Source organism: Halomonas garicola (genome assembly GCF_031935715.1).
Taxonomy (GTDB): Bacteria; Pseudomonadota; Gammaproteobacteria; order Pseudomonadales; family Halomonadaceae; genus Vreelandella; species Vreelandella garicola.
Window position 1 is genome coordinate 18,057 of record NZ_JASSZF010000015.1, and the last position, 24,471, is coordinate 42,527.

At 67.0% G+C, this 24,471-nt stretch carries 24 protein-coding genes and 1 tRNA gene; 16 read left to right on the plus strand and 9 right to left on the minus strand.

Annotation, left to right across the window (positions count from 1 at the left end):
• The first annotated feature begins 58 nt into the window (after positions 1 to 58).
• Positions 59 to 853, plus strand: a complete 795-nt coding sequence (locus RS027_RS07125; protein WP_311955471.1) for an inositol monophosphatase family protein — start codon at positions 59 to 61, stop codon at positions 851 to 853.
• Positions 854 to 949: 96 nt separating this feature from the next.
• Here the strand turns inward: RS027_RS07125 and secF are convergent, their stop codons facing one another.
• From secF to queA, 5 genes are all read right to left on the minus strand, one after another.
• Entirely contained in the window at positions 950 to 1,876 is a 927-nt protein-coding gene (secF, locus tag RS027_RS07130) for a protein translocase subunit SecF (protein WP_311955473.1), read from the minus strand.
• A 47-nt stretch (positions 1,877 to 1,923) separates the two neighbouring features.
• A complete protein-coding gene (gene secD, locus RS027_RS07135; protein WP_311955476.1) occupies positions 1,924 to 3,777 on the minus strand; it encodes a protein translocase subunit SecD in 1,854 nt (617 codons plus the stop codon).
• 129 nt (positions 3,778 to 3,906) lie between these two features.
• Positions 3,907 to 4,236, minus strand: a complete 330-nt coding sequence (yajC, locus tag RS027_RS07140) for a preprotein translocase subunit YajC (RefSeq protein WP_311955479.1) — start codon at positions 4,234 to 4,236, stop codon at positions 3,907 to 3,909.
• A gap of 64 nt (positions 4,237 to 4,300) precedes the next feature.
• Positions 4,301 to 5,419: a tRNA guanosine(34) transglycosylase Tgt gene (gene tgt, locus RS027_RS07145; protein WP_311955564.1), complete on the minus strand. Its 1,119-nt coding sequence runs from the start codon at positions 5,417 to 5,419 to the stop codon at positions 4,301 to 4,303.
• Positions 5,420 to 5,463: 44 nt separating this feature from the next.
• Positions 5,464 to 6,552 carry a tRNA preQ1(34) S-adenosylmethionine ribosyltransferase-isomerase QueA gene (gene queA / locus RS027_RS07150; RefSeq protein ID WP_311955481.1) on the minus strand — a complete coding sequence of 363 codons (1,089 nt, stop codon included), beginning with the start codon at positions 6,550 to 6,552 and terminating at the stop codon, positions 5,464 to 5,466.
• Between the two features lie 143 nt (positions 6,553 to 6,695).
• On the opposite strand from queA, the gene RS027_RS07155 reads away from it, so the two are divergent.
• Positions 6,696 to 6,782, plus strand: a tRNA-Leu gene (locus RS027_RS07155).
• Between the two features lie 89 nt (positions 6,783 to 6,871).
• Here RS027_RS07155 and hexR read toward each other — a convergent pair.
• Positions 6,872 to 7,750 carry a transcriptional regulator HexR gene (gene hexR, locus RS027_RS07160; RefSeq protein ID WP_311955482.1) on the minus strand — a complete coding sequence of 293 codons (879 nt, stop codon included), beginning with the start codon at positions 7,748 to 7,750 and terminating at the stop codon, positions 6,872 to 6,874.
• A gap of 321 nt (positions 7,751 to 8,071) precedes the next feature.
• Between hexR and ftsB the strand changes: the two genes are divergently transcribed.
• The 11 genes from ftsB (at position 8,072) to lpxL (ending at position 17,498) form a co-directional block, all read left to right on the plus strand.
• Positions 8,072 to 8,353 carry a cell division protein FtsB gene (gene ftsB / locus RS027_RS07165; RefSeq protein WP_311955484.1) on the plus strand — a complete coding sequence of 94 codons (282 nt, stop codon included), beginning with the start codon at positions 8,072 to 8,074 and terminating at the stop codon, positions 8,351 to 8,353.
• Positions 8,350 to 9,045 carry a 2-C-methyl-D-erythritol 4-phosphate cytidylyltransferase gene (gene ispD, locus RS027_RS07170; protein WP_311955490.1) on the plus strand — a complete coding sequence of 232 codons (696 nt, stop codon included), beginning with the start codon at positions 8,350 to 8,352 and terminating at the stop codon, positions 9,043 to 9,045. The genes ftsB and ispD overlap by 4 nt, the downstream gene beginning before the upstream one ends.
• 78 nt (positions 9,046 to 9,123) lie before the next feature.
• A complete protein-coding gene (ispF, locus tag RS027_RS07175) occupies positions 9,124 to 9,603 on the plus strand; it encodes a 2-C-methyl-D-erythritol 2,4-cyclodiphosphate synthase (protein WP_311955493.1) in 480 nt (159 codons plus the stop codon).
• Positions 9,600 to 10,670 (plus strand): tRNA pseudouridine(13) synthase TruD, encoded by a 1,071-nt coding sequence (truD, locus tag RS027_RS07180; protein ID WP_311955496.1) that lies wholly within the window; start codon positions 9,600 to 9,602, stop codon positions 10,668 to 10,670. Before ispF ends, truD begins: the two co-directional genes overlap by 4 nt.
• A gap of 49 nt (positions 10,671 to 10,719) precedes the next feature.
• Positions 10,720 to 11,466, plus strand: a complete 747-nt coding sequence (gene surE, locus RS027_RS07185; protein WP_311955499.1) for a 5'/3'-nucleotidase SurE — start codon at positions 10,720 to 10,722, stop codon at positions 11,464 to 11,466.
• Positions 11,453 to 12,130, plus strand: a complete 678-nt coding sequence (locus RS027_RS07190; protein ID WP_311955502.1) for a protein-L-isoaspartate(D-aspartate) O-methyltransferase — start codon at positions 11,453 to 11,455, stop codon at positions 12,128 to 12,130. The genes surE and RS027_RS07190 overlap by 14 nt, the downstream gene beginning before the upstream one ends.
• A complete protein-coding gene (locus RS027_RS07195) occupies positions 12,127 to 13,074 on the plus strand; it encodes a DUF368 domain-containing protein (RefSeq protein ID WP_311955505.1) in 948 nt (315 codons plus the stop codon). Before RS027_RS07190 ends, RS027_RS07195 begins: the two co-directional genes overlap by 4 nt.
• Before the next feature lie 4 nt (positions 13,075 to 13,078).
• Positions 13,079 to 14,158 (plus strand): peptidoglycan DD-metalloendopeptidase family protein, encoded by a 1,080-nt coding sequence (locus RS027_RS07200; protein ID WP_311955507.1) that lies wholly within the window; start codon positions 13,079 to 13,081, stop codon positions 14,156 to 14,158.
• A 155-nt stretch (positions 14,159 to 14,313) separates the two neighbouring features.
• Complete coding sequence (gene rpoS / locus RS027_RS07205) at positions 14,314 to 15,291, plus strand: RNA polymerase sigma factor RpoS (protein ID WP_311955508.1); 978 nt, start codon at positions 14,314 to 14,316, stop codon at positions 15,289 to 15,291.
• Positions 15,292 to 15,457: 166 nt separating this feature from the next.
• Positions 15,458 to 16,555, plus strand: a complete 1,098-nt coding sequence (gene alr / locus RS027_RS07210; RefSeq protein WP_311955511.1) for an alanine racemase — start codon at positions 15,458 to 15,460, stop codon at positions 16,553 to 16,555.
• 28 nt (positions 16,556 to 16,583) lie between these two features.
• Positions 16,584 to 17,498, plus strand: coding sequence for an LpxL/LpxP family Kdo(2)-lipid IV(A) lauroyl/palmitoleoyl acyltransferase (gene lpxL / locus RS027_RS07215; RefSeq protein ID WP_311955512.1), 915 nt, complete (start codon positions 16,584 to 16,586; stop codon positions 17,496 to 17,498).
• Between the two features lie 28 nt (positions 17,499 to 17,526).
• Here lpxL and RS027_RS07220 read toward each other — a convergent pair whose 3' ends face one another.
• From RS027_RS07220 to RS027_RS07230, 3 genes are read right to left on the minus strand one after another with little or no spacing between them, the layout of a single operon-like run.
• Positions 17,527 to 17,946: an OsmC family protein gene (locus tag RS027_RS07220; RefSeq protein WP_311955514.1), complete on the minus strand. Its 420-nt coding sequence runs from the start codon at positions 17,944 to 17,946 to the stop codon at positions 17,527 to 17,529.
• Positions 17,947 to 17,984: 38 nt separating this feature from the next.
• Positions 17,985 to 18,668 (minus strand): N-acetylmuramate alpha-1-phosphate uridylyltransferase MurU, encoded by a 684-nt coding sequence (murU, locus tag RS027_RS07225; protein WP_311955521.1) that lies wholly within the window; start codon positions 18,666 to 18,668, stop codon positions 17,985 to 17,987.
• Positions 18,665 to 19,681 (minus strand): aminoglycoside phosphotransferase family protein, encoded by a 1,017-nt coding sequence (locus RS027_RS07230; RefSeq protein WP_311955523.1) that lies wholly within the window; start codon positions 19,679 to 19,681, stop codon positions 18,665 to 18,667. The genes murU and RS027_RS07230 overlap by 4 nt, the downstream gene beginning before the upstream one ends.
• Before the next feature lie 70 nt (positions 19,682 to 19,751).
• Between RS027_RS07230 and RS027_RS07235 the strand changes: the two genes are divergently transcribed.
• Genes RS027_RS07235 through pdxA form a run of 3 tightly spaced genes read left to right on the plus strand, consistent with a single transcriptional unit; the run spans position 19,752 to position 24,429 of the window.
• Complete coding sequence (locus RS027_RS07235) at positions 19,752 to 22,202, plus strand: LPS-assembly protein LptD (protein WP_311955525.1); 2,451 nt, start codon at positions 19,752 to 19,754, stop codon at positions 22,200 to 22,202.
• 35 nt (positions 22,203 to 22,237) lie between these two features.
• Positions 22,238 to 23,359, plus strand: coding sequence for a peptidylprolyl isomerase (locus RS027_RS07240; RefSeq protein ID WP_311955526.1), 1,122 nt, complete (start codon positions 22,238 to 22,240; stop codon positions 23,357 to 23,359).
• 11 nt (positions 23,360 to 23,370) lie between these two features.
• Positions 23,371 to 24,429 carry a 4-hydroxythreonine-4-phosphate dehydrogenase PdxA gene (pdxA, locus tag RS027_RS07245; RefSeq protein WP_311955527.1) on the plus strand — a complete coding sequence of 353 codons (1,059 nt, stop codon included), beginning with the start codon at positions 23,371 to 23,373 and terminating at the stop codon, positions 24,427 to 24,429.
• The last annotated feature ends 42 nt before the right edge of the window (positions 24,430 to 24,471 follow it).

Sequence of the window (24,471 nt, forward strand, 5' to 3'; positions counted from 1 at the left end):
GCCTGCACCGTTCTTTAACAGCCCTGTCTTTCCCCTTATCGTCACAAGGTTCTCGCCCATGAATCCGATGGTCCAGTTCACGCTGCGCGCCACGCGCAAGGCCGCTGATCAGTTTTTACGTATCCGCGAGCGTATTGAAAACGCTCACGACGAAGCCAATCTCGAGCGCCTGTTGGCTGATGCCGCCGGCAAGGCCGAGGCCATCATTGTCCAGCAGCTCGAGCGCGGCTATCCCGAGCACGGCGTCGTCGGGCGCTTTACCTCGCACCGCGAGGGGGAAGGCGAAGGGCGCGATACCGTCTGGCACATCGAGCCCATGCACGGCTACTCCAGCCTCGCGGTCGCCGGGGCGGACTTCGCGATCTCGGCGGTCTGCCGGGTAAAAGGCCGGTCTGAGCACGCGGTGATCGTCTGCCCCTTTGCCGACGACGAATACCTAGCCACCCGGGGCGGCGGCGCCCAGCACAACGGCAAGCGCATGCGCGTGAGCAAACCCAGCGCGGTAGCCGGCACGCGCACGGCGCTGAGCCTGCCGCCGGCCTGGCTGCGCCGCCGCCATCTGCCCGCCTACCAGACGCTTACCCAGCAGCTGGGCACGGACGTGGACACGCTGATCGCCTCGGGGAGCGGCCTGCTGGATATCTGCGAAGTGGCCACCGGCCGGGTCGACAGCGCCTTTGTGGTGGGCCTCGAAGAGCAGGACTTGTATGCCGGCACGCTGCTGCTGAAGGAAGCCGGCGCGCTCATCGGCACCCCGGACGGCCAGCCCGCGATCAAGCCCGAAGGCGTGCTGATGGCCGCCGGCCCGCGCCTTTACAAGGCCCTGGTCAAGCAGCTGACGCCGCACTTCTGATCGTCAGCCGCGCTTCCGGTTGATTGACATTGTCATAAAAAAGCCCCTGCCGGTGCGTCCGGCAGGGGCTTTTGCGTTGCAGGGGAGACGGTCGAGTTACGGCAGTTCCTCTTCCTCGTCGTCCTGGGTTTTCTGCGGCGGGATCAGGTCTTCGCGGCTGAGCTTAAGCGGAATCAGCAGCGCGCCGGAGATGTAGACCGAGGAGAACGTCCCCACCACGATGCCGATGAGCAGGGCGATGGCGAAGTTCTCGATCATGTCGCCGCCGAGAAACAGCAGAGCGAGCAGCACCAGCAGCGTGGTGCCCGACGTGGCCAGCGTCCGCGACAGCGTAGCGTTGATCGCCTCGTTGAAGATCTGCGCCATATCGGTGATCTGGGATTTGCGAATGGTCTCGCGAATGCGGTCGTAGACCACGATGGTGTCGTTCAGCGAGTAGCCGATGACCGCGAGTATGGCCGCCAGCACCGTCAGGTCAAACTCCAGCCCGAACAGCGCAAACACGCCGATGACCACGACCACGTCGTGCATCAGGGCGAGCAGCGCGCCGACGGCAAACTTGTACTGGAAGCGCAGCGCCACATAGAGCATGACCACGCCCAGCGCCACCAGCATGCCAAGACCGCTCTGGTCGCGCAGCTGGTCGCCCACCTGAGCGCCGACGAACTCGGCGCGCACCAGGTCGACGCTGGCGCCGCTATCGCGCAGCAGGGTAACGATGTCGTTGCCCACCTCGGCATCGAAGGCCTGCTTCAGGCGAATCAGTACCTCGGTTGAGGCGCCGAAGGTCTGCACGGCGACGTCCTCGAAGCCGTTTTGCTCGAGTATCTGGCGAATGCCGTCAAGCGCCGGGGCGCTTTGGTAGCGCACCTCGATCAGGGTGCCGCCGGTAAAGTCCAGCCCCAGGTTGAGCTGCTGGGTGAACATGGCGCCAATCGCTACCAGCAGCAGGATGCCGGAGAGGATAAACGCCCAGCGGCGCCCCCCCATGAAGTCGATTTGCCGGTTTGTCAGGGATTTCATTACCACCTCTTAAGTCTGTGCTGTGCGCCGGGAGTCGGATCCAGGGTTTAAATCCAGAGCTTTTTCACCGGCTTGCCGCCGTAGGTCAGGTTGACCATGGCGCGGGACACCAGCAGCGCGGTAAACATGGAGCTCAAAATGCCGATGGACAGCGTGACGGCAAATCCCTTCACCGGCCCGGTGCCGATCGAGAACAGAATGATCGCGACCAGCAGCGTGGTGATGTTGGCATCGATGATCGAGGTGAAGGCGCGCTCGTAGCCGGCGTGGATCGCCTGCTGGGCGGACAGCCCGTTGCGCCGCTCTTCGCGAATGCGCTCAAAGATCAGCACGTTGGCATCCACCGCCATCCCCAGGGTGAGCACGATACCGGCGATGCCCGGAAGCGTCAGCGTCGCGCCCAAAAGCGACATGACCGCGACGAGCAGCGTCAGGTTGAACGCCAGGGCGATGTTGGCAAATATCCCGAACACCTTGTAGCGCAGCAGCATGAAGGCGACGACCAGCAGCAGGCCCAGCTGAACCGAGAGCAGGCCGCGCTCGATGTTTTTCTGCCCCAGGCTCGGGCCGATGGTGCGCTCCTGGGCAAAGTAGATGGGCGCGGCAAGCGAGCCCGAGCGCAGCAGCAGGGCAAGCTCCGAGGACTCGGAAGATGACTCCAGCCCGGTAATGCGGAAGCTGTTGCCAAAGGCGCTCTGGATGGTCGCCAGGCTGATGATGCCGCGCTCGACGTAAGGATCGCGGACCGTTTTGGTTTCCCCGGTTTCCGGGTCGGTCACTTCGCGGTCTTCGCTCTTGTGCTCGATGAACACCACCGCCATGTTGCGGCCGATGTTGGCCCGGGTGGCGCGGTTCATCAGCGTGCCGCCGGTGCCGTCGAGGTTGATGCTGACCTGGGGGCCGCCGTTTTCATCAAAGCTCTGGCTGGCGCTGGACACGCTGTCGCCGCTGATGATCACGTCGCGCAGCACCGTGGCGTCGCGCTCGGGGCTGCTGCGAAAGGCGATGGTTTCGGTTTCGCGATCCGGGGTGTCGGAGCGCGCCTCCAGGCGGAACTCCAGGTTGGCCGTGGCGCCGACGATGCGCTTGGCAGCGGTAGTGTCCTGAACCCCGGGCAGCTCAACGACGATGCGGTTGGGCCCCTGGCGCTGGACCTTGGGCTCGGCCACGCCCAGCTCGTTGACGCGGTTGCGCAGCGTCGTGAGGTTCTGGTTGATGGCGTAGTCCTGGATCTCGTTGACCTTCTGGTCGGTGAGCGCCATGGAAAGCGTCGCCCCTCGGCCGTCGCCTTCGCTCTGATAGTCAAAGTCGGGAAATTCCTGGCGGATCAGCCGGCGGGCGTCGTCGCGATCCTCAGCGCTGGCAAACTCCAGCGACAGCGAGCGGTCGTCGATCTCGGTATTGCGGTAGCGGATGCGCTCGTCGCGCAGCAGCTCGCGCATGGCGCTGGCGTTGACTTCCAGGCGCTGGGTGAGAGCGGCTTCCATGTCGACTTCGAGCAGGAAGTGAACGCCGCCGCGCAGGTCGAGGCCGAGCGTCATGGGGGAGGCGTTGAACGCCTTGAGCCAGCCAGGCGTGGCCTCGGCGAGGTTGAGCGCCACGGTCACGTCGTCGTCATCCAGGGTGTCGTTGATGAGGTCCCGGGCGCGCAGCTGGTCCTCGGCGTTGTTCAGCCGCAGCAGCCACTGGTCGTCCTGCTGCTCGGCGCGCTTGATGGCGATGTCGTTGTCTTTCAGGGCATCGGTAACGCGGTCACGCTGGCTTTCGCTCAGTGCACTGCCCTGGGTGCTGATCTGGACGGCGGGATCTTCGGGGAAGAGGTTGGGAAGCGAATAGATCAGCCCGGTCACCAACACGACCAGAATGAGTAGATACTTCCACAGGGGGTAACGGTTGAGCATGTAAGCCCTGCCTTGAATAACAAACGGAACGCTGCGCGCCGCCGGGCAGCGCGCAGCAAGGCGTGCCATCGTTCACCGTGGCATCCCTGCCGGGTGCTGGCTGGCGGCGCCCGGCAGGGCAGAGGCGGATCAGATGGACTTGATGGTGCCCTTGGGCAGCACGGCGGCCACGGCGCTTTTCTGTACGTTGACCGTGGTGCCGTCGGCCACTTCCATGCTCAGAAACTCGTCGCTGACCTTGGTGATGCGCCCGACCAGGCCGCCGCCGATGACGATTTCGTCACCCTTTTCCAGGTTGGCGATCAGCTGTTTGTGCTGCTTGGCGCGCTTGGCCTGGGGGCGCCACAGCAGGAAGTAGAAGATCACCACAAAGCCGACCAGCATGACGATCTGGGCGATGCCGCCACCGGCACCGCCGGCATCCTGGGCGTGGGCCGAGGAAATGAAAAAATCCAGCATTCAAAGCACTCCTGGGTTGACGAGCAAAAACGTGTGCGAAAACGATGCGCCGGCCTGGCGATGTTTATGCGGGTGCAGGCGGCACGGGCAGGCCACGCCTGGCGTAGAATGTCTCCACGAAGGGCGTCAATGTACCCGCTTCGATTGCCGCGCGCAAATCCGCCATGAGGCGCTGGTAATGGCGTAAATTATGCATGGTATTGAGCATCGAGCCGAGCATTTCGTTGCACCGATAAAGGTGGTGCAGATAGGCCCGGGAGAAGTGCCGGCAGGTGTAGCAGTCGCAGCCCTCTTCCAGCGGGCCGGTGGCAAAGCGGTGGGCGGCGTTGCGGATCTTGACCGTGCCTTCAGCGGTGAACAAATGGCCGTTGCGCGCGTTGCGGGTGGGCATCACGCAGTCGAACATGTCCACGCCCCGGCGCACGCCTTCCACCAGGTCTGCGGGCGTGCCCACGCCCATGAGGTAGCGCGGGGTGTCGTTGGGCATCCAGCCGGGCAGGTAGTCGAGCACTCGGAGCATCTCTTCCTTGGGCTCGCCCACGGAGAGCCCGCCGATGGCCAGGCCGTCAAAGCCGATGTCCATAAGCCCCTTGAGCGAACGCTCGCGCAGGTCATCGTGCATCCCGCCCTGGATGATGCCAAACAGCGCCGAGGGTGAATCGCCGTGGGCTTCCCGGGAGCGCTTGGCCCAGCGCAGCGAGCGCTCCATGGAATGCTCGGCCTCGGCATGGGTCGCCGGGTAGGGGGTGCACTCGTCAAAGATCATCACCACGTCAGAGCCCAGCGAGCGCTGTACCGCCATGGACTCTTCCGGCCCCATGAAGACTTTCGCCCCGTCCACCGGCGAGCGGAAGTGCACGCCGTCTTCGGTGATCTTGCGCGTCTTGCCCAGGGAAAATACCTGAAAGCCGCCGGAGTCGGTGAGAATGGGTTTATCCCACTGGGCAAAGTCGTGCAGATCGCCGTGGGCCTTGACCACCTCGACCCCCGGGCGCAGCCAGAGGTGAAAGGTATTGCCAAGGATGATGTCGGCGCCGATCTCCTTGACCGACTCAGGCGTCATCCCCTTGACCGTGCCGTAGGTGCCGACCGGCATAAAGGCCGGCGTTTCGACGGTGCCGCGGGGGAAGTGCAGCCGTCCGCGGCGGGCGCGGCCGTCGGCGGCCAGGCGCTCAAAGCGCATGAAGCATTCGCTTCGCTTAAACGGGTTTTGCATGGCAGGGCTCGTCAATCCGGTTGCTCACTCGATTCAGTCGTTCGGTTCGTTCGTCGCGGGGCCTCGGGCGCGGCGCGCGTCAGCAGCATGGCGTCGCCGTAGCTGAAAAAGGCGTAGCGCTCGGCGACCGCGGCGCGGTAGGCGGCAAGGGTGGTCTCGTAGCCGATAAACGCCGCGACCAGCATCAACAGCGTCGATTCCGGCAGATGGAAGTTGGTGATCAGCGCATCCACGCAGCGCCACTCGTAGCCCGGGTAGATAAAGATATCGGTGTCGCCGCGGTAGGGGGCGATGTCACCGCTAGGCGCCGCCCGGCTTGCGCTTTCCAGGCAGCGCACGGCGGTGGTGCCCACGGCGATCACGCGCCTGCCGGCGGCTTTGGCCGCGCGCACCTTGTCGCAGGCGGCCTCGTTTACCTCGATCCACTCGCTGTGCATGTGATGATCGCGGATGTCGTCGGCGCGCACCGGCTGAAAGGTGCCGGCGCCCACGTGAAGCGTAACAAAGGCGCTTTCCACGCCCTTGGCCGCCAGGGCGTCGAGCAGCGGCTGATCAAAGTGCAGCCCGGCGGTGGGGGCGGCCACCGCGCCGTCGCGGCGGGCGTAGACCGTCTGGTAGCGTTCGCGGTCGCTCCACTCGTCGTCCCGGGTAATGTAGGGCGGAAGCGGCATGTGGCCGTGGCGCTCGAGCAGCGCGATCATCGGGGTGTCACCGAGAAAGCGCAGCTCAAACAGCGCCTCCCGGCGGGCCTCCACCACGGCGCGGACGTCGCCCTCAAAGACGATCTCGGTGCCGGGCTTGGGCGCCTTGCTGGCGCGCAGGTGGGCAAGCCCCCGGTGGGCATCCAGGGGGCGCTCCAGCAGCATTTCCACCCGTCCGCCGCTGGCCTTGTGGCCGTGCAGCCGGGCAGGGATCACCCGGGTGTCGTTGAAGACCAGCAGGTCGCCGGGGTTAAGCATGTCGAGCAGCTCGGGGAAGCGGCGGTGCGCAAGCCGGCCGTCGTCGTCGGCGCACAGCAGGCGGCAGTCGCTGCGCTGCTCGGCGGGGTAGCGGGCAATCAGCTCCTCGGGGAGCTCGTAGGCAAAGTCGGCACGCTGCATGACAAGGCTCGTGTAGAGTCCGGGGCGCTTCAGACGGGATGCCCGGACGGGATAAAAGCGGCGCACAGGATAGCGCGTTGGCGCGCTAAAGTCAGGCGTTACGATTGACGCCAAAAGCGAGAGCCGTATAATGCTCGCCTGTTGCCGGTGTGGCGGAATGGGTAGACGCAGTGGATTCAAAATCCGCCGCCCTCACGGGCGTGCCGGTTCGAGTCCGGCCACCGGCACCACCTTTACAGAACGAACATCTACAGACCGAACATCGTAAAAAGGGCCTGACGCACGCGTCAGGCCCTTTTTTCTTTATTGGCGCTCGTGCTCAGGGCGCGGGCTTCTTGCCGCTGCGTTTTTCCACCGGAAAGCGGGTGTCGCGCAGGCTGTCCTTGATCTTTTTCAGGTGGGGCAGGAAGTCCTCGCCCCGGCGCAGGGTGACGCCGGTGGCCAGGGTATCCACCAGCGCCAGCTGGATCATCCGCGAGGTCATGGGCATGTAGTGGTCGGTGTCTTCGGGGGTGACGACTTCGAGCACGGCGCTGCACTCCCGGGTCAGCGGCGAATTCGGGGCGGTGATGCCGAGCACCACGGCGCCGGCGACCCGGGCTACCCGAGCGATGTCTACCAGCTCCCGGGTGCGCCCGGTGTAGGAAATCACCACCACGACGTCGCCGGTATGGCAGGCGGCGGCGACCATGCGCTGCATGAGCACGTCCACGTAGGCCATGACCGGCAGGTTGAAGCGGAAAAACTTGTGCTGGGCGTCCTGGGCGACGGCGCCGGAAGCGCCGAGGCCGAAAAAATGGATCTGCTTGGCCTGGGTCAGGTAGTCCACCATGCGCTCCACGGCGTCCATGTCGATGATCCGGCGGGCCTCGTCCAAAGCGGCAATGGTGGCGCCGAAAATCTTGCTGGTGTACTGGCTGGCGTTGTCGCCGGGCTCCACCGCTCGGGTGACGTAGGGGGTGCCGCCGGCGAGGCTCTGGGCGAGCTTGATTTTGAAGTCGGGGTAGCCCTTGGCGTCGAAGTTGCGGCAAAAGCGGTTAACCGTGGGCTCGCTGACCCCGGCGGCCTGAGCGAGGCTTGCGATGCTCAGACTGGTAGCGGCGGCGGGATCGTCGAGAATCACGCAGGCAACCTTGCGCTCCGAGCGGTTGAGGTCTTCCAGGCGCTGGCGCAGGCGATCAAGCAGGTCGTGGGCCATCAGGGTCTCCGTGGATGGGGGGCAGGCGGGGCGCGGCGCGCCTTCCCGGCGGCGGCAGAATAGAGGCACGTCCGGATGCATGAGTTAACCGGATGATACCGGAAGAACGCCCGCCGGCTTAAGCCTTGCGCGCCGTTGGCGGATAAATTATCCGCCAACGGCGTGGCCGCCTGCGCGGAGTTGATGGCATAATGCGCCGATTTAGGGGCGGTAGCGTCCGGCTTTGCGAAGCCTCTTCTCGACGGACGATATCTTTTCAAGATGGGTCAAGGTAGGCCAAGACAGGCGTATGCGGTGAGTAGCAAAACTCGAACATGGCCGATGCACAAGTGGCTCGTGCTGGGGCTCTGTGCCCTGCTGGCGCTGCTGCAGTACAAGCTGTGGCTGGGGCGCGGCGGCGTGCAGGAGCTGCACCAGGTGCAGGGCCGGGTGGCGGCTCAGGAAGCCGTCAACGCGCCCATGCGCGAGCGCAACGACCGGCTGGCGGCCGAGGTCAGGGACCTGAAGACCGGCCTTGATGCCGTAGAAGAGCGCGCCCGCAGCGATATGGGCATGGTGCGCGCTGACGAGCAGTTTTTCTGGGTGCCCGGGGCCGAACAGTGAGCCAGACGACCTGGCTTGTGGTGCCCGCTGCCGGCCAGGGGCGGCGCATGGGCGGCGACCGCCCCAAACAGTATTTGCCGCTTGCCGGCGAGGCGATGCTCGCGCGCACCCTGGGCCGCCTGCATCAGGCGCTGCCTGACGCGCGGCTGGCGCTGTGCCTGGACGACGGCGATCGCTGGTTTCGGCCCGAGTGGGTGCCGTTTGCCCGCTGGCAGCGGGTCGCCGGCGGCGCCGAGCGCATGGACAGCGTGCTCGGCGCGCTGCGCGCCGTTCCCGCCGCCGCCGACGATACGGTGCTGGTGCACGACGTGGCGCGGCCCTGCGTGATGCCCGGTGACGTCCGCGCGCTCGCCGGCGCTGCGGCAAAGAGCGTAGACGGGGCGCTGCTGGCCATGCCGGTCGCCGATACCATGAAGCGCGCCACGCCCGAGGGCACCTGCGCGCACACCGAGCCCCGCGACGGCCTGTGGCACGCGCTGACGCCCCAGGGGTTTCGCTACGGACTGCTGCGCCGGGCGCTGGAACAGGCGTTTGCCGGCGGCGCGGCAGTCACCGACGAAGCCTCGGCGGTTGAGGCGCTGGGAAGACAGCCCCGGCTGGTGGCCGGGCGGCGGGATAACCTCAAGGTGACCCACCCGGACGACCTGGCGCTGGCCGCCGCTATCCTCGCGGCCCAGGGGGCTCAGCTATAAACGGCCCCGACGCTGTAAACAGACCCTGCCGCGTCAGCCGTCAGGGGGAGAGAGACGTTTTGCTATCAGGAGGTTGCCATGCGCATCGGCCACGGCTTTGATGTCCACCGCTTTGGTCCCGGCGATCACGTGATGATCGGCGGCGTCAGGCTGCCCTTCGAGCATGGGTTTGTCGCCCATTCCGACGGCGACGTGCTGCTGCACGCGCTGTGCGATGCGCTGCTGGGCGCCTGCGCGCTGGGCGATATCGGCCGCCACTTTCCCGATACCGACCCGGCCTGGGCGGGCGCCGACAGCCGCGACCTGCTGCGCCGGGTGCGAGCGCTGGTCGAGGACGAAGGCTTCACACCGGTCAACCTGGACGCCACGCTGCTGGCCCAGACGCCGAAGATGGCGCCGCACATCGACGCCATGTGCGAGGCTATCGCCAACGACCTGCAGCTTTCGCTTGGCCAGGTCAACGTCAAGGCCACGACCACCGAGCGGCTGGGCTTTACCGGCCGCGGTGAAGGTATCGCCGCCGAGGCGGTTGTATTGCTGGCCCGTCGCGGCTCATGAGCCAGATACCCGACTGGGCGCGCTGCCTGGACGCTGCGTTCGGCCCGCCGCTGTCCGGCGAGTATCGCGCCGCGCCGGAAGACTTCCTCGTCGACGAGGTGCTCGACTTTGCCCCGGAAGGCCACGGCGAGCATCTCTGGCTGCGCATCGAAAAGCGCGAGCAGACCACGCTTGACGTCGTCAGAGCGCTTGCCCGGCTGTGCGGCGTCACGCCGCGCGAGGTGGGGTATTCGGGAATGAAGGACCGCTTTGCCATCACCCGCCAGTGGCTCAGCGTGCACCTGCCCGGCCGGGGCGCTCCGGACGCGCTGGAAGCGCGGCTCGAAGCCCTTGGCACCGCGGTGCTCGAGCGGGGGCGCCATCCGCGCAAGCTCAAGCGCGGCGTGCACCGCGTCAACCGCTTTGCCCTGCGCGTGGGCGGCGAGGCCGTCGACGCCGAGGGCTTTAGCGCGCGCTGGCAGGCGCTGTGCGAAGGCGGTGTGCCCAACTATTTTGGCCCCCAGCGGTTCGGCGCCGGAGGGCGCAACCTTGAGCGGGCGCAGGCGCTGCTGGCCCGGGGCTGGCGCAAGCGCGACGACCGCCAGGGCATGCTGCTGTCCAGCGCGCGGAGTTTTCTGTTCAACGAGCTGCTGAGCGCACGGCTGACGGCAGGCTGCTGGGCGACGCCGCTTGACGGCGATACGCTGATGCTCGACGGCACTCATAGCTTATTTACCGCTGACCACGCTGACACCGAGATAAAGCGCCGCGTCGCCGAGCTTGATCTGCACCCCACGGGCCCCCTGTGGGGGAAGGACGACGGCGCTGCGGATGGTGAGTCCGGCGCGCCCGCGAAGCGCTTTGAAGCGCAGCTGCGCCTCGACCACCCGGCGCTGTGTGCCGGCATCGAGAGGGCCGGGGTCGACAGCGCTCGGCGGGCGCTGCGCCTGCGCCTGGGCGAGCCGGCGCTGACGCCGCTGGAGGCCGGCGCGAGGCTTGAATTTTCGCTGCCCCGGGGCAGCTTCGCTACCGCCGTGCTGCGCGAGCTGATCGCCCACCCGGACTTTGCCCCGCTGCCCGGCGCGTGACGCCGGGCGCATAAGGCACCATGGCAGGTTACGAACAAGGAGTGACATCATGCGACGACTGCTGCTTTCCAACGATGACGGCGTTCACGCGCCGGGGCTGCGGGCGTTGTACGACGGGCTGATCGCCCATGCCAACGTGCGCGTGGTGGCGCCCGACCGGGATCGCAGCGGCGCGAGCAACTCGCTGACGCTGTCGCGCCCGCTTTCGCTCACCGCGCTGGAAAACGGTTTTTACAGCGTCGACGGTACGCCCGCCGACTGCGTCTACCTGGGCGTCAACGGCGTCTGGGATGAAAAGCCCGATCTGGTGATTTCGGGCATCAACCACGGCGGCAACCTGGGCGACGACGTGCTCTATTCCGGCACCGTGGCGGCGGCCATGGAAGGGCGCAACCTGGGCATGACGGCGATTGCGGTATCGCTTTGCGGATGGCGCCACTTCGACAGCGCCGCCCGGGTGGCGGCCACGCTGGTGGGGGCGGCGGGCAACCTGTCGCTGCCGCCGCGCACGCTGCTCAACGTCAACGTGCCGGACCTTCCCTGGGACGCTATCCAGGGCGTGAAGGTGACCCGCATGGGCTATCGTGGGCCGGCGGCAAAGCCCGTGGAAACCCGCGATCCGCGCGGGCGCACGCGCTACTGGATTGCCCCGGCAGGCGCCAACGCCGACGACGGCGAAGATACCGACTTTGCCGCCGTCGAGGCCGGCTGGGTGTCGATCACCCCGCTGCAGACCGACCTGACGCGCCACCCGGCGCGCGCCGACGTGCAGGACTGGCTGGATGCATTCGCCTGATGTTGATGCTCACAAACGACGCGGGCGAGGCATGACCTCCCAGCGCACACGAAACCGCATGGTCGCGCGGCTTTCGCGCCAGGGCATCCGCGACTCGGGGGTGCTCGAGGTGATGGCGGAAGAGCCGCGCCACCTGTTCGTCGACGAGGCGCTTGCCCACCGCGCCTACGAAGATAGCCCCCTGCCCATCGGCTTTGGCCAGACGCTCTCCAGCCCGCTTATCGTGGCGCGCATGACCGAGCTTGTGCGCCAGGAAGCGCCCGAGCGGGTGCTGGAGCTGGGCACCGGTTCGGGCTACCAGGCGCTGCTGCTGTCGCGGCTGGTGCCTGAGGTCTATTCCGTAGAGCGCATCGCGGCCCTGCATCGCCGTGCTGCCCGGCGTCTGGCTGGGCTTGAGTCCTCGGCGCGCCTCAAGGTCGCCGACGGCACCCAGGGCTGGCCAGAGGCTGCGCCGTTTGACGTCATTTTGCTCACCGCCTGCGCGCGCACGCTGCCCGAGGCGCTGCTTGAGCAGCTAAGCGACGGCGGCAGGCTGGTTGCCCCGCTGGAAACCCCCGGCGGCGAGCAGTCGCTGGTCCAGGTGCGCCGCCAGGGCCGCACCTTTGAACAGCGCCGGCTTGCGTCCGTGCGCTTTGTCCCCCTGCTGGAAGGAGTTGTGGAGTGAACCGTTCCACCCTGCGCGTATTTATCACCGGCGCCGGCATGGGGGCAGCCGACGCGGTGCCCGGCGTGTCCGGGGGTACCATTGCCTTTATCAGCGGCTTTTACGCCGAGCTGATCCACACCATTCGCCAGTTCGGCCCGGGCGTTTTTGGCGTCTGGCGGCGGGGCGGGCTGAAAGGCGTTGCCCGCCACCTGAACCTGGCCTTTCTGCTGCCGCTGCTGGCCGGGGTGGCGCTTGCCGTATTCAGCGTGGCGCACCTGGCCGTGTGGCTGATGGAGGCCTATCCGCTGCTGCTGGACGGCTTCTTTTTTGGCCTGGTGGCGGCCTCGGCGCTGGTGGTCAACGATGCCCGGGAGCGCTTCAAGTGGCGCTACCTGATTACGCTGGGGCTGGGGCTTACGCTGGCCCGGGCGCTGCCGTCCCTGATGCCGCTGATGCTGGCCGTGGGCAACGACTCGCTGATGCTGGTCATGGCCGGCAGTATTGCCATCAGCGCGATGCTGCTGCCGGGGGTGTCGGGCAGCTTTCTGCTGCTGTCCATGGGGCTTTACGGCACCGTCATGCAGGCCGTGCGCGGGCTGGACCTGCCGGTCATCGCCTTGTTCGGCGGCGGCTGCGTGATCGGGGTGATGTTGTTTTCACGCTTGCTGTCATGGCTGCTGCAGCGGCATCATGCCGCCACCATGCAGCTGCTGCTGGGATTCATCCTCGGCTCGCTGCCGCTTCTCTGGCCGTGGCGCGAGCTGGTACGCTACCAGATGGGGCCGGACGGGCAGCTGATTCCGCTGGCGCACCGCTACCTGCTGCCCGGCGACTACGCTACGCTTACCGGCGCGTCGGCGCAGACTCTTGGCGTGCTGGGCCTGATGCTCGCCGGTGCGCTGCTTGTAGTGATGCTCAACCGCCAAGCCAACCGAACAAGCGCTGATCAACAGGAGACATAGTCGCATGCGCAAGATTTTCGTGATGTCCGTGCTGGCCCTGGCCATTGCCGGCTGCGCCAACCAGCAGCAGTCCCGCCCCCAGGTGCGCGACGTAAGCGATGCTCAGCAGGCGGTCGAAAGCACGCCGGGGTATACCGTCAAGGCAGGGGATACCCTCTACGGGATTGCCTGGGAGCACAACCTCGACTATCGCCGCCTGGCCGCGCTTAATGATATCGACCCGCCCTACAACATTTATCCGGGGCAGAAGATCCGCCTGCGCCAGGGCGAACAGACCGCCGACGACCGCCGGCTGGCCGGGGCCGATACCGCGGCGAAGAAGGACAGCAAAGCCGTGACCACCGGGCTGGATGCCTCTTCGGGCACGGCCGGGCAGGGCGGCGCCGACAGCCAGGAAGTTGACTGGCTGCTGCCCGACGAGCCGGTGACCGCCGACAAGGAGGAGCGCCAGGACGAGGATCGGAACAAGAACCGGGACAAGGATCAGAAGCCCGCCGTGGCCGAAAGCGAGAAGGACACAGCGCCTGCTGATCGCGACGCCGACAGGTCAGACGACAAGGCCGACAAGGCCGACAAGGCCGCCGCGGCCAAGGACACCGCCGACGACACCGGGCAGGTCGCCACCGCCGGCGAAAGCCAGGAGGCCGATAAGACCGAGAAAGCGGCGGCGTCGGCTGAAAAGCGCGACGAACGCAGCTACACCCCGGCGAAAACTATCGACTGGCAGTGGCCGGTGAACGGCGAGCTGGTCGGCCGTTTTGATGACGATGCCGGCATTACCGCGGGCATTGATATCGCCGGGGAAAAGGGGCAATCTGTCAAGGCGGCCGGCCCGGGTATTGTGGTCTACGCAGGCAGCGGCGTACGCGGCTACGGCAACCTGGTGTTGCTCAAGCACAACGATCAGTTTCTGTCGGCGTATGCCCATAACGACAGCTTGAACGTCAGCGAGAACGACGTGATCAAGGCGGGCGAAGTGATTGCCACCATGGGCAGTAGCGATGCGGAAAGCGTCAGGCTGCATTTTGAGGTGCGCAAGGACGGCGAACCGCAGGACCCGCTCGAGTACCTGCCTTCACGCTAGTTCCCGCTTGTTTCCGCTGTCCCACGGCCTGCGGGCCGTGGCTGCCGGGCCGCCGCAAAACAACAACAACGCCGGACATGGCGCGCGGGCATCGCCACCGGCGTGCCGGACGGATTGCCCGGTGAAAAGCGCCAGGCTGGCGCTGGGGGTAAGGGATGAGCACGGTAGAACAAGACTTGCAGGAAGTGGATCTGAACGCGGTGGAAGAAGCGCTGGAAGCGCTTGACGACAAGCAGACCGCGGCGGAAGAGGCGGCCTTCGAAAAGGCCCTCGGGCGGGAAGATAAATCGCGCGCCCAGAGCCTTGACGCGACTCAGATTTACCTCAACGAAATCGGCTTCTCGCCGCTTCTTACGCCGGAGGAGGAGGTGTTCTACGGGCGCCTGGCGCGCCAGGGCGACCCGCTGGGCCGCTCGCGAATGATCGAGTCCAACCTGCGGCTGGTGGTCAAGATCGCAAGGCGCTATCTCAATCGCGGCCTTACGCTGCTCGACCTGATCGAGGAGGGTAATCTGGGGCTGATCCGCGCGGTGGAAAAGTTCGACCCCGAGCGCGGGTTCCGCTTTTCCACCTACGCCACCTGGTGGATCCGCCAGACCATCGAGCGGGCGCTGATGAACCAGACCCGCACGATTCGCCTGCCGATCCACGTGGTGAAAGAGCTCAACATTTATCTGCGCGCCGCTAGGGAGCTGACCCAGCGCCTGGACTACGAGCCCGCGGCGGAAGAAATCGCCGAGCACCTGGACAAGCCAGTGGCCACGGTCAAGAAAATGCTGGGTTTCAACGAGCGGGTCTCGTCGGTGGACCACCCGGTGGGCGGCGACAGCGACAAGCCGCTCATCGACACCCTGGCCGATGACGACGACATCGGCCCCGAAGGCGCGCTGGTCGACGGCAACGTCAAACAGCTGGTGGACCACTGGCTGGGCTCGCTTGGCGAAAAGCAGCGCGAAGTGGTCGTGCGCCGCTTTGGCCTGCGCGGACACGAGGCCGCCACTCTGGAAGAGGTCGGCGCGGAAATCGGCCTGACCCGGGAGCGGGTGCGCCAGATCCAGGTCGAGGCGCTGAAAAAGCTGCGCCTGATGCTGGAAAAGCAGGGCCTGTCGCTGGACGCCATTTTTGAAAGCTGATTTGAAAGCAGAGGAGTAACGCTGCCCTTCAGCGAGCCGTCCTTCAACGAACCGTTTCTTAACGAGCTGCCTTTCCACAAGGCAGCTTTTTACCGAGATAGCCTTTTATCAAGACGGCCCTTATCAAGAAAGCCTTTTATCAAGACAGCCCCTATCGAGATAGACCATGCGCCCCCTGGTAGCCCATATCGACCTTGACGCCCTGCGTCATAACTATCGCGTTGCGCAGCGCTGCGCGACCCAAGGCCAATCGGTCGCCGTGATCAAGGCAGACGCCTACGGCCACGGCGCGCTTCGCTGTGCCCAAGCGCTCGAGGACGAAGCGCCGGCGTTCGCCGTGGCAAGCCTTGAGGAGGCGCTGGTGCTGCGCCGCGGCGGCATCGACACGCCCGTTATCCTCTTGGAAGGTATCTTCAGCGCCGACGAGCTTGAGGCCGTCGACGCCCACCGGCTGTGGATGGCCGTGCACAGCCATTGGCAGCTCGAGGCGCTCAAGGCCTCTACCCCGCACGCGCCGATCCCGGTCTGGGTCAAGGTAGATACCGGCATGCACCGGCTGGGCTTTAGCCCCGACGAGGTGGGCGCCGTGTGGCAGGCGCTGCGCGCCGCCCCCCAGGCGGGGGAGCTTCACCTGATGACCCATTTTGCTACCGCCGATGCAACGCACAGCCCCCACTATGCCCGCCAGCTCGACTGCGTAAGCGAGCTTGCCCGCCGGCTGAATGCGCCCCTGAGCCTTGCCAACTCGCCGGCGACGCTTGCCCACGCCGACGCCCACGGGGCGTACAATCGCCCCGGGGTGATGCTCTACGGAAGCGACCCGCTGGAGCGCGCCAACGACGCCTCGCGCGCGCTTTTGCCGGTGATGACGCTGCGCTCGGAAATCATTGCCCTGCGCGATATCGCCCCCGGCGAACGGGTGGGCTATGGCGGGCGCTACCGCGCCGAGGCCCCCACGCGCATTGCCGTGGTGGCCGCCGGCTACGGCGACGGCTACGACCGCCACGCCGCCGACGGCACCCCGGTGCTGGTAGCCGGCCAGCGCACCGCCCTTGCCGGCAAGGTCTCCATGGATATGCTTACCGTTGACGTGACCGGCATTGCCGACGCGCGCATCGGCAGCGAGGTGGTGCTCTGGGGCCGGGCGGCCAACGGCGCGGTGCTGCCGGTGGACGAAGTGGCCCGCCACTGCGCTACCATCAGCTATACCCTGCTCACCGGCGTGCTGCCCCGGGTGCCCCGGTGCTACCATCCGGTGCCCTAGCACCTCCTCGACGGTTCTGACCTGATTTATGGCGAAAACGCACTATCCCCGCTCCTTTGCTCACCCGCGCTACTGGCCGACCTGGCTGGCCATTGGCGCCATGCACGTCGCTGCTCGGCTGCCGTGGCGGCTGAAAATGGCCGTGGGCAGCGGCATTGGCCGGCTGGTCTGGCGGCTGGCCAAGCGCCGGCGCCACATTACCGCGACCAACATCGCCCTGTGCTTCCCGGAAAAAAGCGCCGAGGCCCGGCGCCGGCTGGTGAAGGATACGTTCATTGCCAACGGCATTGGGCTTGTGGAAACCGCGACCGGCTGGTGCGGTAACGCCGAGGCCATGCGCCATCGCGCGGTGTTTCTGGGTCAGGAGAACATGGCCCGCGCCCAGGCCCGGGGCAAGGGCGTGTTGATCATCGGCATTCACTTTTCCACTCTGGATCTGGGCGGGGCGCTGCACTCGCTGTTCTTTCCTGCGGACGTGGTTTATCGCCCCCACGATAATCCGCTGTTTGAGCGCTTCATGACCCGGGCGCGGCGGCGGATTTTTGGCGCCACCATTGACCGCCACGACCTGCGCGGCGTGGTCAGACGGATCAAGGCCGGGCATTCGGTGTGGTATTCGCCGGATCAGGATTTTGGCCGCGAGGCGAGCGTGTTCGCGCCGTTTTTCGGCCAGCAGGCGGCGACCATTCGGCTAACGGCCAAGATCGCGCGGATGACCGGCGCGCCGGTGGTGCCGCTTAGGTTCCACCGCAATCCGGATAACGCTACCTATACCCTGGAGGCGCTGCCGGCGTTCGAGGACTTCCCCAGCGGCGACGAGGTCGACGATGCGGCGCGCATCAACGCCTTCATCGAGCAGGCCATTCGCAAGCATCCGGAGCAGTATCTGTGGCTGCACCGGCGCTTCAAGACCCGCCCCGAAGGCGAGGCGGGCGTTTACTGAGCAGGGGGCTTGGCGAGAGTGCTCCCGGTCAGGCCTCGGCGATGTCGTAGGAGTGGGAGATCTCGACGCCGCCGTTGGCCAGCATGATGGAGGCGCTGCAGTACTTCTCGGCGGAAAGCGACACCGCCCGCTGCACCTGATTGTCCTTGAGCCCGCGGCCGGTGACCACGAAGTGCACGTGGATTTTGGTGAAGACCGAGGGCACGCCGTCGGCGCGCTCGGCCTCAAGCTCGGCCACGCAGTCGGTAACGTCGGCGCGGGCCTTGTCGAGGATGTTCAGCACGTCAAAGGCGCTGCAGCCGCCCATGCCCATGAGCATCATTTCCATGGGCCGCGAGCCGCTGTTGCGCCCGCCGTGATCCGGCGGACCGTCGATGACCACGCTGTGGCCGCTGCCGGATTCGGCGACAAACTGGCGCCCGTCGGTCCATTTTACCCGTGCTTTCATGCGTTACTCCGTGTTCAACAGATTCGTGTTCGAGCCTATCAGGGTCTGCGACAACGCAGGTGCTTGTCCAGCGCGGCCAGCCGCTCGGGCGTGCCCACGTCCACCCAGCGGCCGCTAAAATGCTCGCCGCTGACGCGATCGTCTCCGATGGCGGCTCTCAGAAGCGGCGCCAGGGCAAAGGCGCCGGGCGGCTCATTGGCCACCAGCGAAGGGTCGATCACGGCAAGGCCCGAATACGTCAGCCGCGCCTCGCTGCCGGCCGCTTTGCCCTCAGCGACCACGCGGCCGCGCCGCAGGCAAAAGTCGCCCTGGGGGTGGTGGCCGGGGTTGTCCACCAGCAGCAGATGGGCCAGATCGCCCTTGCCCAGGGCGCGCAGGTCGGGCAGCGCTTCGCACCAGACGTCGCCGTTGACCAGCAAAAACGGCGCCTCGCCCAGCAGCGGCAGGGCGGCCTGAATGCCGCCGCCGGTTTCAAGCGGCGCGGCCTCGCGGCTGTAGCGAATCGATAGCCCGAAGCGCTCGCCGTCGCCCAGGGCGCGTACGATCTGCTCCGCGCGGTAGCTTATGTTGATGACCACCTCAGCAATGCCGGCCCGGGCCAGCCGCGCCAGGTGATGCTCGATCAGGGGCCTTCCGTCCACCGGCAGCAGCGGCTTGGGGCAGGTGTCGGTGAGCGGGCGCATGCGCGTGCCGAGCCCCGCGGCCAGAATCATCGCCTTCACGGGGTGACCTCCGCGGCGGCCAGCTTTTCCATGACCGCCGGGCGCAGCGTGCCTTCGACCCAGCGGGCGAAAGCGGCGTGCTCGGGAAGCGCCGCCAGGCTGTCTTCCAGGTGGTCGAGAAAGCGCGGCAGGCGCTCAAGATAGCAGGTCTTGCCGTCGCGCAGGGTCAGCCGGCAGAAGATACCCAGCACCTTGAGGGTGCGCTGGGCGGCCATGGCGTTGGCCTGGTGGACAAACGCCTCGGCGCCGGTGGCCGCGCTCAGCCGGCCGTCGGCCCGGGCCTGATGGTAGAAGCGTTTCACCAGCGCGGTGAAGTCGTCCCGGGTAAAGCGCCAGTAGCGCCCGCGCAGCATCGACACCAGGTCGTAGCTCAGCGGCCCGGCCACGGCGTCCTGAAAGTCGATCATGTACACCGTGCCGCGGTGGGGCATCAGGTTCATGGCGTCAAAGTCGCGGTGTACGGTGACCGTTGGCTGGGCCAGCGCCTGCCCGACCAGCGCCTCGCCAAGCGGGGCGTACTCCGCCGGCGTTTCAATACCTAGCCAGGCGCCGAGGCACCACTCGGGGAAGAGCGCAAGCTCGTGGCCCAGCAGGGCGGCGTCGTAGGCCGGCAGGTCGTCCGGGGAGACGCGGTTTTGCATCTCAGCGAGCAGCGCAAGGGTTGTATGGTAGTGCGCCATGACCGCCGCGTCGTCGGTAAACAGCGCCTGCAGCGGCGTATCGCCCAGGTCGTCGAGCAGCAGAAAGCCGTCCTCGAGGTTGGCGGCGTGCACTTCGGGCACCGGCAGGCCGGCGGCGGCAAAGCGCCGGGCGACGCTGACAAAGGGCGTGCTGTCTTCCTGCTCGGGCGGGGCGTCCATGAGGATCTGGCTTGCGCCGCCCGGCAGCAGAAGGCGAAAGTAGCGGCGAAAGCTGGCGTCACCGCCGGCGGGGGCCAGACGAATTTGCTCGGGCGGCAGGCCGTGATGGCGCGCCGCCCAGGCCGTGAGGGTGGTAAACCGGTAAGAGGACATGCAAGCTCCTTGCTGGTCGGGCATCATGCGAACTGTATAATACGCCTTCTCGACGCCAAGGATAACGAACATGGGCAAGCGATTTATGCGCGCGGCGCCAATCACGCAGACGCTCGCCGGCAGCGTGATGGCCGGGGCGGCGCTGTCGGCGCAGGGCCAGAGCGAGCCGCTGCCGGCCCAGGCGCTCGACTGGCAGCCGTGGAGTGACGAGCAGGCGGCCGATCAGGTATGCGGTGGGCGCTACGTAATGCCCGCCTACCGGCTACCGGAAAACGACAGCCCCCAGGAGCTTGGGGTGGAAACCCGCGAGTCCGACTACTCCGCCGAGGGCGAGGCGCTGCTGCGCGGCGACGTGGTGCTGCGCCGGGGCAACACCGAGCTTGAAGCCGAGCGCATTTTTGTGCCGGCCAATCGCGAGCGCGTCGACGCCGAAGGTGATCTCGCCCTGCGCGACGGCCAGGCGCTGGTGCGCGGAAGCGAAGCGACGCTTTCGCTCACAAGCGACCGCGGCCAGGTCAAGGACAGCCACTACGTGCTCTACGAAGAGCGCCTGCGCGGCCAGGCCTCCCAGCTCGAGCAAACCGGCGACCAGCAGTACCGCCTGCGCAACGCCAGCTTTACCACCTGCGCGCCCGGCGCCAATACCTGGCAGCTGGTGAGCAGCGATATTCGCCTGAACCAGAAAAGCGGCTTCGGTACGGCCAAAAACGCCCGTCTGGAAATCAAGGACGTGCCGGTCTTCTATTCGCCGTGGCTGCGCTTTCCCATCGACGAGCGCCGCCACACCGGCCTGCTGACGCCGACCATCGGCTTTTCCAGCGACCAGCTGGACTATGCCCAGCCGTTTTACTGGAATATTGCCCCGGACCGCGATGCCACCATCGTCCCGCGCTGGGTCAGCGACCGCGGGCTGCTGCTTGGCGGCGAGTATCGCTACCTGTTCGAGCAGAGCAGCGGCACCGTGGAGGGCGCCTGGCTGAATGACGACCGCGGCGGCTCCGGCGGCGACGCCAACCGCTACGAAGGCGAAGACCGCTGGTACATAGAGGCTAACCACGCCGGGCGCGCCGCGCCGCGCAGCACCTACCAGCTGCGCTACGGGGCGGCGAGCGACGGGCGCTACTTTGACGACTTTGGCGGCAACTTCGGTGAAAGCGACCGCTACGGCATGGAGCGGCTGGCCCAGATCGACTACCGCGGCGACACCTGGCAGCTCGACGCCCGGGCCCAGGGCTACCAGCGGCTGGATGACCCCTTGAGCGACAGCGACAAGCCCTTTTACCGCCTGCCGAGCTTCACCGCCAACGCCCGCTGGCAGCTGGGCCACGGCTTTTACAGCCAGTGGCGCTCCAACGCCACCTATTTCTGGCGCGACGTGGACGAAACCCGGGTGCCCGAGCGCGAGGCCGCCACCGGTAGCCGCGTGCACCTGGCGCCGGTGGTCGGGGCGCGCTTTGAGCGCCCCTGGGGCTACGTCGAGCCCCAGGCCGAGCTGTGGAACACCGCCTATTCGCTGGACTACGGCAAGCGGGACACCGCGCTGGATACCACGCCGACCCGCAGCGTAGCGCTCAGCTCGGTGGACGCGGGGCTGACCTTCGAGCGCGAGCTGACGCTCGGCGACGACGGCTACCGCCAGACCCTGGAGCCGCGGCTGAACTACGCCTTTGTGCCGCGCACCGACCAGCGCGACCTGCCCGAGTTTGACAGCCGCGAGCGCGCGTTTTCCTGGGAGCAGCTGTGGTCGCCGCACCGCTTTTCCGGCGTGGACCGCGTGGGCGATCTCAACCGCCTCTCGTTTGGCCTGCAAACGCGGCTGCTCGAAGACGACAGCGGGCGGGAAAAGCTCTCCGCCGGCATCGGTCAGAGCGCCTATTTCGACGACCGCCGGGTGGGCCTTGACGGCAACGACGAGACCCTGCCGCCGCGCCCCGAGCGCAACGCCGACGTCAACCCGGAAAGCTACTACCAGGCCACCCGGGACCGTTCGCCGGTGGTGACGCGCCTGGACTGGCAGATCAACCCGCGCTGGAGTACCGGCGCCGAGTGGCTTTACGATGACCACCGCGACCTGACCGAGCGCTCGAGCGCGGAGCTGCGCTATCGCCATCCCGACGGCCACGTGGTGAACCTGGGCTACCGCTGGGAGATCGAAGGGTTTGCCCCGAGCCTGGAGCCCGGCGATGACGCCTATCGCAACTACGACCGCGAAGAGATGGACCTGTCCTTTGCCTGGAACGCCAGCCCCGAGATTGATTTGATCGGCCGCTACCTGCACGATCAGACCAATCATCGCGCCCTGGAGCAGCTCGCCGGCGTGCAGTGGAACAGCTGCTGCTACGGCCTGCAGGTGGTGTGGCGCCGCTGGGTGGACGACAACGACACCGCGCGGGCGGACGACGATTTCAACGATCGCGGCCTCTTCTTGCGCTTTGTCCTCCACGGCCTCGGCGGCGCCGGCCAGGACGCCGACAGCTACTTTGAACGTACCATTCCGGGCTACCGCCCGCCGGCGCTTTAGTGCCGGCGGCCAAGGCCCCAAGAGACGAACATGCTATGACCAAGACGACGCCCTGGACCAAGACCACGCCCTGGACCAAGATAATGCCCCGGGCCAGGACAGCGCCCTGGCGTTTTCGCGCTATCCCCTGTGCCACAGCGCGCACGGCGCTTCTGTCGCGGACGCGAGCCGCTCTGCTGCCGGGCGCCCTGGCCCTGTGCCTGGGCGCCGGCGGCACGCTGCCGGCGGCCGCCCTTGCCCAGCAGGCAACTCTGGATGAGCCGTCCACCAGCACCCAGCGCCAGCAGCTTGACCGCGTCGTGGCGGTGGTCAACGACGGTGCCATTATGCACAGCGAGCTTGAGGACCGCATGGCGCAGGTAGCGCGCCAGGCCGAAGCCCAGGGCAGCGCGCTGCCGCCGCGCGGCGAGCTTGAGCAGCAGGTGCTGGAGCGTATGGTGCTCGAGGAAATCCAGCTGCAGATGGCCCGCGACGCCAAGCTGAGCGTGGACGACACCCAGCTCAACCGCCAGCTCCGTAGCATTGCCGAGTCCAACGGCGTGTCGCTCGAGGCCTTTGCCGACCGGCTGGAAGCCGACGGCGGAAGCCTCGGCGAGGTGCGCGAGCAGGTCCGCCGCGAAATGCTCATGCAGCAGGTGCAGCAAAGCCAGATCGGCCAGCGCGTGTCGATCAGCAACCGCGACGTTGAGCGTACCCTGGAGCAGCAGGGCGACGGCGCGAACCGCGAAACCCGCGCGCGCCATATCCTGATTGAAGTCAACGCCGAGCGCAGCGAAGAGCAGGCCCGGGAGCGGCTGCAGCAAGCCCGCCGCCAGATCGCGCAGGGCGAAGATTTTGCCGCCGTGGCCCGGGAGCTCAGCGACGACGAGGGCAGCGCGCTCAACGGCGGCGAGCTTGGCTGGCTGCGTCCGGGCCAGACGGTGCCGGCCTTCGAAGAGGCCATGAGCGACCTCGCCCCGGGGGAAGTCTCCGACCCGGTGCGCTCGCAGTTCGGTTTTCACCTCATCGAGGTTGAGGAGCGGCGCCGCCGAAACGTCAACCAGCAGGAGCAGCGCGAGCAGGCACGCCAGGCGATCTTTCAGCGCCGGGCCAACGAAGAGCTCAACACCTGGCAGCGCGAGATTCGCTCCCAGGCGTTTGTCGATATCCGGCTATAAGAGGCAGCGTCATGGCAGAGTCTCGAAGCGCCCCTCGTTCGCTGCCGGTGGCGATTACCACCGGTGAGCCGGCGGGCATCGGCCCCGAGCTTACGCTCAAGCTGGCCGCCGACGCCGCGCTGCCGGCGGGCAGCGTCGCCGTGGGCGATCCGGCGATGCTTGCCGAGCGCGCCGCGGCGCTGGGGCTTGAGGTAACGCCGACGCCGTGCCGGCCCGGAGAGCCGCTGCCCGAAGGGCAGGGCGTGCTGCCGGTGTGGCCGGTTATCCTCAAGGCGCCCTCTACGCCCGGGGTGCTCGACCCGGCCAACGCCGACTACGTGATGGGGACGCTGGCCGTTGCGGTCACCGCCTGCCGCGCCGGCCATGCCGCCGCCATGACCACCGCCCCGCTGCACAAGGGCGCGATTATCGACGGCGGGCACCCGGGCTTTACCGGCCACACCGAATGGCTGCGCGATGCCTGCGGGGTGGACGAGGTGGTCATGATGCTGGCCACCGACAGCGCCCTGCACGCCACCCGCGCCGACTTTGACGGCCCCTCGGAGCTGCGCGTGGCGCTAGTTACCACGCACCTGCCGCTGCGCGAGGTGGCCGACGCCGTGACCGCCGAGCGCATCGGCCGGGTGGCGCGGATTCTCGAGCACGATCTGCGCGAGCAGTTCGGCATTGCCGCGCCGCGCATCGCCGCCTGCGGGCTCAACCCCCACGCCGGCGAGGGCGGCCACCTGGGCCACGAAGAGATCGACACCCTGATTCCCGCCCTCGACGCCCTGCGCGCCGAAGGCCGGGATATACGCGGCCCCTACCCGGCAGATACCCTGTTCACCCCGCGCCACCTGGCCGAGGTCGACGCGGTGCTCGCCATGTATCACGACCAGGGACTGGCCGTGCTCAAATACGCCGGCTTCGGCAGCGCGGCCAACATTACCCTGGGGCTGCCGCTGGTGCGCACCTCGGTGGACCACGGCACCGCGCTGGATCTTGCCGGCAGGGGGTTGGCTTCGCCGGCAAGCCTGGGCGTGGCGGTGGCGCTTGCCCGCCGGCTGGCCGACCGGCGTAGGGCCGGCTAATCCTTTGTCACTCACCGCGTAACGCTATTCCGGGAACCCGTT